The organism is Neisseria sp. P0021.S007 (assembly GCF_051956855.1).
In genome coordinates this window covers 1-497 of record NZ_JBQCXA010001335.1, presented here as the reverse complement: position 1 = coordinate 497, position 497 = coordinate 1, and the positions used below count along the sequence as shown (strand labels likewise).

The window sequence follows — 497 nt, the reverse complement described above, 5'->3', positions numbered from 1 at the left end:
GGCGGCAGGAGAAGAGGCAAGACAGATTTTGGCGGTCGAGGGTTACATCGACGTATTCGCGTTGTCGCAGTTCTGCGTCGGCTACGGCTTGGCGGCTTTTGGTACGGCAACCACGGCGGAACACGTCAAAATCCTGATGCGTCATGCCGACAGTATTTAGTTTGGGGTTGATGGGGGAAGCGCGGGAAGGAAAGCGGCGTGGCGCGCGCTGGAAAATGCGTTGCCGCAGTTGAAAGACGACAAATCGCTGCATTTTTTGTTCCTGCCGGAAGAACACGACCCTGACAGCTACATCCGCGCTTACGGAAAAGCGCAATTTGAAGATGCGCTGTTGAACCAAAGCAAGCCGCTGTCGGAGTATTTCTGGGAACATCTTTCAGACGACCTCAATCTCAATACGCAGGAAGGTAAGGCGGAATTGGTGAAAACCAGTTCGCCGCTTTTGGCGCAAATTACCGCGCCGGCATTGGCTTATCTGTTAAAACAAAGACTTGGCG

1 pseudogene is annotated in these 497 nt (G+C 53.5%); it reads left to right on the top strand.

Features of this window, described 5'->3' with window-relative positions:
• A pseudogene (locus tag ACTHUR_RS19020) lies at window positions 1-497 on the top strand (toprim domain-containing protein); the annotation flags it as partial.